Source organism: Pseudomonas auratipiscis, from assembly GCF_036324085.1.
Taxonomy (GTDB): Bacteria; Pseudomonadota; Gammaproteobacteria; order Pseudomonadales; family Pseudomonadaceae; genus Aquipseudomonas; species Aquipseudomonas auratipiscis.
In genome coordinates, this window is the sequence record NZ_JAZDCU010000009.1 from 234,075 (window position 1) to 243,436 (window position 9,362).

Annotated in this window: 10 protein-coding genes and 1 tRNA gene; 6 read left to right on the forward strand and 5 right to left on the reverse strand. The window is 59.1% G+C overall.

Annotated elements, in window-relative coordinates:
• Window positions 1–148: 148 nt before the first annotated feature.
• Entirely contained in the window at window positions 149–967 is an 819-nt protein-coding gene (locus tag V0R60_RS15010; protein ID WP_136475501.1) for a shikimate 5-dehydrogenase, read from the forward strand.
• A gap of 29 nt (window positions 968–996) precedes the next feature.
• Here V0R60_RS15010 and V0R60_RS15015 read toward each other — a convergent pair whose 3' ends face one another.
• The gene (locus tag V0R60_RS15015) at window positions 997–1,641 is read right to left on the reverse strand and encodes a YceH family protein (protein ID WP_136475502.1); all 645 of its coding nucleotides are present in this window, start codon (window positions 1,639–1,641) and stop codon (window positions 997–999) included.
• 96 nt (window positions 1,642–1,737) lie between these two features.
• Window positions 1,738–2,949 (reverse strand): serine/threonine transporter SstT, encoded by a 1,212-nt coding sequence (sstT, locus tag V0R60_RS15020; protein ID WP_136475503.1) that lies wholly within the window; start codon window positions 2,947–2,949, stop codon window positions 1,738–1,740.
• A 215-nt stretch (window positions 2,950–3,164) separates the two neighbouring features.
• Here sstT and V0R60_RS15025 point away from each other — a divergent pair, with 215 nt between their 5' ends.
• The gene (locus tag V0R60_RS15025; protein ID WP_330079489.1) at window positions 3,165–4,319 is read left to right on the forward strand and encodes an MFS transporter; all 1,155 of its coding nucleotides are present in this window, start codon (window positions 3,165–3,167) and stop codon (window positions 4,317–4,319) included.
• Here V0R60_RS15025 and nhaR read toward each other — a convergent pair.
• Window positions 4,309–5,205, reverse strand: coding sequence for a transcriptional activator NhaR (gene nhaR, locus V0R60_RS15030; RefSeq protein WP_136475505.1), 897 nt, complete (start codon window positions 5,203–5,205; stop codon window positions 4,309–4,311). The two genes, V0R60_RS15025 and nhaR, sit on opposite strands and share 11 nt — an antisense overlap.
• 135 nt (window positions 5,206–5,340) lie before the next feature.
• Here nhaR and V0R60_RS15035 point away from each other — a divergent pair, with 135 nt between their 5' ends.
• Both V0R60_RS15035 and V0R60_RS15040 read left to right on the forward strand, forming a co-directional pair.
• Window positions 5,341–5,580 carry a hypothetical protein gene (locus tag V0R60_RS15035; protein ID WP_136475506.1) on the forward strand — a complete coding sequence of 80 codons (240 nt, stop codon included), beginning with the start codon at window positions 5,341–5,343 and terminating at the stop codon, window positions 5,578–5,580.
• A 30-nt stretch (window positions 5,581–5,610) separates the two neighbouring features.
• Entirely contained in the window at window positions 5,611–6,360 is a 750-nt protein-coding gene (locus V0R60_RS15040; protein WP_136475507.1) for a TerC family protein, read from the forward strand.
• A 105-nt stretch (window positions 6,361–6,465) separates the two neighbouring features.
• On the opposite strand, the gene V0R60_RS15045 is transcribed toward V0R60_RS15040, so the two are convergent.
• Window positions 6,466–6,642, reverse strand: a complete 177-nt coding sequence (locus V0R60_RS15045) for a hypothetical protein (protein ID WP_168198449.1) — start codon at window positions 6,640–6,642, stop codon at window positions 6,466–6,468.
• A 217-nt stretch (window positions 6,643–6,859) separates the two neighbouring features.
• On the opposite strand from V0R60_RS15045, the gene V0R60_RS15050 reads away from it, so the two are divergent.
• Complete coding sequence (locus V0R60_RS15050) at window positions 6,860–7,546, forward strand: peptidase C39 family protein (RefSeq protein ID WP_136475508.1); 687 nt, start codon at window positions 6,860–6,862, stop codon at window positions 7,544–7,546.
• Between the two features lie 21 nt (window positions 7,547–7,567).
• On the opposite strand, the gene V0R60_RS15055 is transcribed toward V0R60_RS15050, so the two are convergent.
• Complete coding sequence (locus V0R60_RS15055) at window positions 7,568–8,851, reverse strand: NAD(P)/FAD-dependent oxidoreductase (RefSeq protein ID WP_136475509.1); 1,284 nt, start codon at window positions 8,849–8,851, stop codon at window positions 7,568–7,570.
• Between the two features lie 187 nt (window positions 8,852–9,038).
• On the opposite strand from V0R60_RS15055, the gene V0R60_RS15060 reads away from it, so the two are divergent.
• A tRNA-Val gene (locus V0R60_RS15060) sits at window positions 9,039–9,115 on the forward strand.
• Window positions 9,116–9,362: the final 247 nt, after the last annotated feature.

The window sequence follows — 9,362 nt, forward strand, 5'->3', positions numbered from 1 at the left end:
TGCGATTCATGGGCCTACCTTAAGGGCTGCGGTGCGCCGGTTGAAATCAACCCGCTCGATAGTGCTCATCACTGTCATCGACCCTCGTCATGCAACGTCAGTCGATACATGTGTGCATAATGCCTTCTCGATCGCAGAGGAGAGCCCTATGGCCCATGTTCCCAGCAAAGACACTGTGTTGTGCATTTCGCTGGCCGGTCGTCCCGGTACCTTTGGTGTACGTTTTCACAATCACCTGTACCAGCAACTGGGTCTTGATTACTACTACAAGGCCATGACCACGCAAGATCTGCCAGCGGCAGTTGGCGGCATACGCGCCTTGGGCATTCGCGGTTGTGGTGTGTCGATGCCTTTTAAAGAAGCCTGTATGGCCCTGGTCGATGAGATCGACCCGTCGGCCGCGGCTATCGAGTCGATCAACACCATCGTCAACGACGCCGGTAGGCTCAAGGCCTATAACACTGATTACCTGGCCGTGCGCCAATTGCTCGAGCAGCATCGCGTGGATCCGGGTACCGCCTTTGCGTTGCGTGGCAGCGGCGGTATGGCCAAGGCAGTGGCCAGCGCCTTGCGCGATGCAGGATTTGCCCAAGGCACCATCGTTGCGCGCAATGAGCAGGCGGGTCGCCAGTTGGCCGACAGCTGCGGCTACCGTTGGCTGGCGGAGCTGGGAGATTTGTGCCCTCCGATGCTGATCAATGTGACGCCGATCGGCATGGCGGGCGGCATCGAGGCCGAGCAACTGGCGTTTGGCCTTGAGGCGATCTCGGCGGCGCAGATGGTGTTCGATGTCGTGGCGATGCCGGCGCGTACGCCGCTGATCATCGAGGCCCAGACGCAGGGCAAAGCGGTAATTACCGGGCTGGAAGTGATTGCCCTGCAAGCACTGGAGCAGTTCGTACTGTACACCGGTGTGCGGCCGACGGCTGAGCAGGTAGCGCAGGCAGTGGCCTACGCCAGAGCGTAGGCCTTGACCCCGGCGGATAATTCGTCGATTTATTCCAATTGCGCCAGCCGCTCTTCCAGCGCGGCAATTCGTGCTTCAAGTGCCTCGATGCGCTCGAGTGATACTGCGCCACCTGCGCTGCGTTCCGGCCCTTGTTGGCGTGCAGCAAGAATGACCTCGATCTCGGCAGGATCACCCAGGGCATGGGTGTAACGGTCTTCGCGCTGGCCTGCCTGGCGCGGCAGGTGCAAGGCAAAGCCTCGGGCAATCAGGCGCTCAAGCTGATGCAGCACTTGTTCGCTGTCCTCGAATTCATGCATGCGGCTGCTGCGGGTCAGCAGTTCGTTCACCGTCTGCGGACCGCGCAGGAACATCAGTCCCAATAAGGTGACTTGCGCTGGCACCAGTTCCAGGGCCTTGTCCACGCGGTGCTCCCAGCGGTCTGCGCGGCTGCCCATCTGCAAGCGCGTCAGGCCTTGGCCTTCAAGGGCGCGCAGGGCCTGGCCGACTTGGCCTTGGCTCAGGTTCATCACCGGTTCACGGCTGGTTTTCTGATTACAGGCCAGCACCAGGGCGTTCAAGGTCAGCGGGTAGGTTTCCGGGCTGGTGGCTTGTTTTTCGATCAGTGAGCCAAGTACGCGGATCTCGGTGCTGTTGAAGCGGGCTTCGGAAGGGGATTGCTGATCGTCGGACATGACCCTGTCTCTATGCGAAGTAAGGCCTCTAGCCTAGGTGCGCGGCAGGGTAAAACACAAGCAGCCGGTGCAGGGCACACCGGCTGCGGGTCATGCTCAGGCGTTGCGGCGCTCTTCGCCCATGCAGGCGGCAGCGGTGAACAGCACGTCGGTAGAGGAGTTCAGCGCGGTTTCCGCCGAGTCCTGCAGGACACCGATGATGAAGCCGACAGCCACGACCTGCATGGCGATTTCGCTGGGGATGCCGAACAGACTGCAGGCCAGCGGGATCAGCAGCAGCGAACCACCGGCGACACCCGAAGCGCCACAGGCGCAGACGGCAGCTACAACACTGAGCAGGATGGCGGTCGGGATGTCGACGGCAATACCCAGGGTGTGTACTGCTGCCAGTGTCAGCACGGTAATGGTGATTGCCGCGCCCGCCATGTTGATGGTCGCACCCAGTGGGATCGAGACCGAATAGGTGTCTTCATGCAGGCCAAGACGCTCGCTCAGGGCCAGGTTGACGGGAATGTTGGCCGCCGAACTGCGGGTGAAAAATGCGGTGATCCCGCTTTCACGCAGGCACAGAAGCACCAGCGGGAAGGGATTGCGGCGAATTTTCCAGAACACGATGAGCGGGTTGATCACCAGTGCCACGAACAACATGCAGCCGATCAGCACAGCCAACAAATGCAGGTAACCAAGCAGGGCGTCCAGGCCCGATTGGGCGAGGGTCGAGGCGACCAGGCCGAAAATACCCAGCGGGGCGAAACGAATCACCACGCGAACGATCAGAGTGACACCGTTGGACAGGTCTTCGACCACCGTGCGAGTCGTGGGCCCGGCGTGACGAATAGCCACACCCAGACCGATGGCCCAGGCCAGGATGCCGATGAAGTTGGCGTTCATCAGGGCGCTCACCGGGTTGTCGACGACGCTCAGCAGCAAGCTCTGAAGGACCTCGGCAATACCGCCGGGCGCGCTCAAGGCGACATCCGAGGTGCTCAACGCCAGGTTCGATGGGAAGAGCATGCTGGCGACCACCGCGACGACGGCGGCGGCAAAGGTACCGAACAGATACAGGACCAGAATCGGGCGGATGTGCGTTTCGGTGCCGTGTTTATGGTTGGCGATAGAGGCCATTACCAGGATAAACACCAGGATTGGCGCCACAGCCTTCAGCGCCGAGACAAACACCTTGCCAATAAAGCCCAGGTCCAGAGCGATCTGGGGGGCAGTCAACGCCAGGGCAATACCGGCCACAAGGCCGATCATGATCTGTAGTACCAGACTGGTACGGTTCAACAGCTTTAGAACAGGGGTCATGTCGGGTGTTTCTCAGTCTTGTAAAGGGGCAGCCGGCCCGTTGCGGTGCCAGGACGTACCGCAGTACAGGCGACCAGGACCATGAAAGGGGCGCGACTTTAGCACAGCGGGTCACAATTGGTGATTGCCTGTGTCAGTGCGTGGGACGGGCGTGTAGTATGCGCGCCCCTTGGAAACGGCTAAGCGCCGTGAATGTTTAGAACGCTGGAGTGTAGATGTTACTGCCGATTCTGCTGCTGGCTGCTGCCGGCTTCACTGTACTGACTACTGAGTTCGTGATCGTCGGGTTACTGCCGGGCATCGCTCGCGACCTGGCGGTGAGTGTGCCCCAGGCTGGACTGTTGGTGACGTTGTTTGCCTTTACCGTGGCCTGCTTCGGCCCTTTTCTTACCGCCTGGTGTGCACGCTTGGACCGCAAGCGTCTGTTCGTCGGCATTCTGTTGCTGTTCGCCGCCTGCAATCTGCTGGCAGCCATTGCGCCGAATATCTACGTGATGGGGCTGGCACGGCTGCTGCCGGCGCTGGGGTTGCCGGTATTCTGGTCGTTGGCCAGTGAAACGGCCGTTGATATTGTCGGGCCGGCGTACGCCGGGCGGGCGATATCCAAGATCAGTTTCGGCGTGGTGTGTGCCACGGTGTTCGGCATTCCTGTCGGCACCTTGGTAGGTGACGCCCTGGGCTGGCGCGCCGCTTTCGCGTTGCTGGCAGTGTTGGCCCTGGCCAAGGCGTTGCTGCTGCAACTTTATCTGCCGCACACCCCTCGCCATAACCAGGCCACCTCCCTACGCGGGCAATTCGGTATTTTGCGCAGCCGCTTGCTCCAGGGGCATGTGCTGCTCTCGGTGCTGGTGTTCAGCGGCATGTTCACTGTTTATACCTATCTGGCCGACATTCTGGAGCGCCTGGCTGGATTTGATGGGACTCGGGTAGGCTGGTATTTGATGGGCTTTGGCGCTGTCGGCCTGATCGGCAACAGCTTGGGCGGGCGAGCGGTGGATCGACATCCGTTGCTGGCCTCGGGCGGCTTTTGCGCGTTGATGCTGGTTGGTCTGGTCGCCCTGGTACCGAGTATTCACTCTACTTACGGCCTGATCGGCGCGCTGGCGATTTGGGGTACAACCCAGGCGGCACTGTTTCTGGTCAGTCACGTGCGTCTGATCAAGGCCGCGCCCCAGGCGCCGGCTTTCGCCGCTTCATTGAACATTGCCGGGGCCAACCTGGGGATTGGCCTTGGCGCGATTGTTGGGGGGCGAGTGATCGAAAGCCTCGGCCTGGCCAGCCTCGGTTACGTCGCGGCACTGCTGATCGGGTTGTCGGTACTGCTGGCGCTGGGGTTGATGCGAGTACGCGGTAGCGTCGCTACCAGTTGAACAACTGGCGCCGGGCCCCTTCGGTGATTGCGATGATGCCCGGATGCTTGACCTTGCGCTCCACCGAAATGGCATAGAACGACTCGATGACGGCGTCGGTCTGGCCGATCAGTTCCACGCCGTAATGGCGGCAGACTTCATCGGCGATGACACTAGGGCCAATGAAGATACCGCTACCGGATTGACCGAAGGCCTGCATGAGCGCGCTGTCGTCGAATTCGCCAACGATTCGCGGTTGAATCTGCTGCTCGGCGAACCAGCGCAGCAAGCGGCTACGAACGACGGTTTCATGCCCGGGGATCAGTAAAGGGGCATGTTGCAGGCAGGCGGGGAACGTTTCGCTCAGGCTGGCGGCCAGGGCAGGGGTGGCGAAAAAGCTGATGCCACATTCCCCCAGGCGCTGGCTGTAGCCCTTGATGTCCAGGTGGCTGGGCATGGGGCTGTCGGATATCACCAGGTCCAGGCGTTGAATCGCCAGGTCTGCGAGCAGGCGTTCCAGCTTGTCTTCGCGACAACTCAGGCGCAGGGCATCTTCCATTTCCATGGTCGGTGCCAGCAATCGGTAGACAATGGATTTGGGCACCACATCGGCCACCCCCACGCGAAAAAGAATTTGCTGCTCATCTGGGCGAGCACGCAGCATTGCTTCCAGCTCACCGCCAATTTGAAACATCTGTTCGGCGTAGGTCAGCGCCTGACGCCCGCTTTCACTCAGTTCCAACTGCCGCCCGACCCGGCGAAACAGTTCAATGCCATAAGTTTGTTCGAGCAGGCTGATCTGTCCACTGATGGTTTGCGGGGTCAGGTTCAGTTGCTCGCTGGCCCGCACGATGCTGCCCGTGCGGGCTACCACCCAGAAGTAATGCAACTGTCGGTAGTTGAGCATGTGGCATCTCGATTCGTAAAAACCGAAGTATAACTGCTGAAAATACGAATTTTCCTGATGTATCTAGATATTTAGAATCCCCAGCCATCACGTTGCCACTGAGTGGGCATCGATCATCGACACGGAGATCTTCATATGTTGCACCTAAAATCCATTGGAACACCCTTGGTGTTGCTGTTGGCCCTGTTTGCCATGAGCGGTTGCGAGCAGGCGGAAAAATCCGCGCAGCAGATGCTCAACCAGGCAGCCGAGTCGGCCAAGGAAGCTATCGACAAGACTAACGACGCCGCCCAGCAGGCGTTGAGCGAAGCCACCGGCTCCGAGGGTGAAAAAACCGCCAAGTCCGAGCGCGACGACAGCTCCAAAGAAATCTGACCCACCCTTATCTCGATGCAGGAATGATTAATGGAATACTTGTTGGAACTCGCTGCAAGCCCGACCGCCTGGGTAGCCCTTGCCACCCTGGTGGCCATGGAGATCGTGCTCGGCATTGATAACTTGATCTTCATCTCCATCCTGACCAACAAGTTGCCTGTGGAATTTCGCTCCAAAGCGCGCCGCATCGGTATCAGCATGGCGCTGGTCATGCGCCTGGGCCTATTGAGCACCGTGGCCTGGATCGTGCAGTTGACTGAGCCGGTTGTCGAGGTGTTTGGTCATACCTTCTCCTGGAAGGACATGATTCTGATTGCGGGTGGCTTGTTCCTGCTGTGGAAAGCGACCAAGGAAATTCACGAGAGCGTCGACCCACGTGCCCAGGCTGAAGCCAAGGCCTCGTCGACTGTCACGCTAGGCTTTGCCGCTGCGATCGGTCAGATCCTGATTCTGGACATCGTCTTCTCGATTGACAGCATCATCACTGCCGTGGGCATGACAGAGCATCTGCCTATCATGATCATTGCCGTAGTGAGCGCGGTAATTGTGATGTTGGTCGCTGCTGACCCGCTGGCCAAGTTCATCAACGATAACCCGACCGTAGTAATGCTGGCGCTGGGCTTCCTGATCATGATCGGTATGACCCTGATCGCCGAAGGCTTTGGTGCCCATGTACCGAAAGGTTATGTGTATGCAGCGATGGCGTTCTCTACTGTGATTGAAATGTTGAACATCATGTCGCGCAGGGCGCGTATCAAACGCGAAGCTTCGCAAGAATGATGTAAGCAGCCGGGCAGTTGCTCTTGCGGGGGCAACTGCTTGTGCTGTTACGGGCGGTACGGATCATTTTTTGGGACCGCCACCGTCATATCTCAGCATTGCAAATCAATGCGCATTGGCATGCCGGCGGCTACGCCGGACGGGTACAGCGTCGTTGGTGGTTTTGGGCAAAGTATGGTGGGTATGATGGCGGCGGGCGATCCGCAGCACCCCCCAGAGCATGGCGGCGGCAACGCTCAACCAGGCGCCAACCAGCATGAATATTGCCATTGTCAGGCTCATGTGTGCCTCCTCAGGTCCATGGCCAGCCCATTTTGCTCGCCACGCGGACTCCACTAGAGTCTAGCCGAAGCCGTGTTGCCGGCTATTGACCGATGGTCTAGAGCCTTGGGCCGCTTTGTTCTAAGTCCTCTTCACACTATACCCGCGCCTTCTACCGGCCTATGATCGCAACCCAGGCCGGGCGCTGTCTGCCGGGCATCAGCACAAGTGAGTGTTCATGCTGCCACTGTCTAACACCTTATTTGCGATAGCCTCAGGCCGCCTGCTGGCTGCGTGTGCACTGACGCTCGCGTTAGTCGCTTGTGCCAGTCAACCTGCAGCTCCGATCCAGGGTCTGGCCCAGCGGGTAGAAATAGGCTCTGTACCTTTCTATCGTGGCAACGCCAACCAAAGCGCACCCATGGCCCTGGCAGCCATACTTTCGCAACAAGGCGTACGCATTACCCCGGGGTTGCTTGAGCAGCCATTGGGCCTGCCGCAAGGGGTGGACAAACTACAGGACTCGATGCAGAACGTTGCCCGTCAGTATGGGATGGTGGTCTATCCTCTCGAACCGAAACTCAACGCACTGCTGACCCAGGTGTCTGCGGGCAATCCGGTGTTGCTGCGGTTCGAAGAGGGTTCGGCATTCTGGGGCGAGCCGCGCTATGCCTTGCTGGTCGGCTACGATCGCTACAAGGAACGCGTGTTGCTGCGTGCCGGGATGAATCGACGCATGCTGATGGATTTTGATGATTTCACATCGGCTTGGAACAAGCAGGGGAGTTGGGCGGTACTGGTACAGCAGCCGGGCCAGTTGCCCGCTCAGGTTGACCGTCAGCGTTGGCTGAAGGCGGCCAATGACCTGGCCCAGGCGGGCCAGGAACAAGCAGCTCGCCAGGCCGTCAGTGCCTTGGGGCAGTGACAGCCTGGAAGCAGCCAGGGCTTAGAAGCCCAAGCGGTCGCGAAGGGTGTAGTACCAAGCGCCCAGGGCGCTGAACGGTACGCGCAACAGTTGGCCGCCAGGGAAGGGATAGTGCGGCAGTTCGGCGAACGCATCGAAGCGTTCGGCTTGTCCGCGCAGTGCTTCAGCCAGCACCTTGCCCGCCAAGTGGGTATAGGTAACGCCGTGGCCGCTGCAACCCTGGGAGTAATAGATGTTGTCACCCAGACGACCTACCTGAGGCAGGCGCGACAGGGTCAGCAGGAAGTTACCGGTCCAGGCGTAATCGATTTTCACGTCCTTGAGTTGCGGGAAGGCTTTGAGCATCTTCGGCCGGATGATCGCTTCGATGTTCGCCGGATCACGTGCACCGTAGACCACGCCACCACCAAAGATCAGACGCTTGTCACCGGTCAGGCGGTAGTAGTCGAGCAGGTAGTTGCAGTCTTCGACGCAGTAGTCTTGCGGCAACAATTGACGCGCCAAATCATCGCCCAGCGGTTCGGTAGTGATTACCTGGGTGCCGCACGGCATCGACTTGGACGCCAGTTCCGGTACCAGATTGCCCAGGTAGGCGTTGCCGGCAACAATGATGAACTTGGCGCGCACTTTACCTTGCGGGGTGTGCACCACCGGGTTGGCACCACGCTCGATTCGCACAGCCGGGGATTGCTCGTAGATCTTGCCGCCTAGCGACTCGACCGCCGCAGCTTCGCCCAGGGCCAGGTTCAGTGGGTGAATGTGACCGCCGCTCATATCGAGCATGCCACCCAGGTACTGATCGCAATCGACCACTTCACGGATGCGCTTCTGGTCCATCAGCTCCAGTTGAGTATGACCGTAGCGTTCCCACAGGCGTTTTTGCGATTCCAGGTGGCCCATTTGCTTGGACGTCAGGGCTGCGAATACGCCGCCGTCCTTAAGGTCGCACTGGATGTTGTACTTGGCTACGCGCTCGCGAATGATGCGTCCGCCTTCAAAGGCCATTTGACCGAGCAGTTGAGCCTGCTTAGGACCGACAGTGCGCTCGATGACGTCAATGTCGCGGCTGTAGCTGTTAACGATCTGGCCACCGTTGCGGCCCGAAGCGCCGAAACCGACTTTGGCGGCTTCCAGCACGGTGACACTAAAGCCGGCTTCCAGCAGGAACAAGGCGCTGGACAGACCGGTGTAGCCGGCGCCGATCACGCAGACATCGGTCTGTACCTCTTCCTGCAGCGCCGGGCGCGGCGGTACCGGATTGGCCGATGCGGCGTAGTAGGACTGAGGGTAGGGGGTATTGGCCATGCTGCGAAACCTCTGTTTTATATTTTTTACGACTGTACCGATGCTATCAATAATAATAAACACCCGCTAGTCGTGTGTTAAAAATCCTTTACCCCGGCTTTAGCCAAATATTTTTAAGATTCAGTGGCTTAGCGTAAAAAAAAGAGTTGACACTGTCAGCCGATTCCGTAGAATGCCGCCTCACAGCAGGCACATAGCTCAGTTGGTTAGAGCACCACCTTGACATGGTGGGGGTCGTTGGTTCGAGTCCAATTGTGCCTACCAAATCAAATCCGCCCCCTGCTGGGCGGTCTAGAAGGGCTCACCGAGAGGTGGGCCCTTTTTTGTTGGCCTGGATTTGCTGCGGTGCCCACGCGAGCCAGGCACACTAAAGCTGCTGATTTTTTTATGAAATTTCGCTTTACGACAGGTGCGCACCTGCGTATTATGCGCCCCACAGCAGGCACATAGCTCAGTTGGTTAGAGCACCACCTTGACATGGTGGGGGTCGTTGGTTCGAGTCCAATTGTGC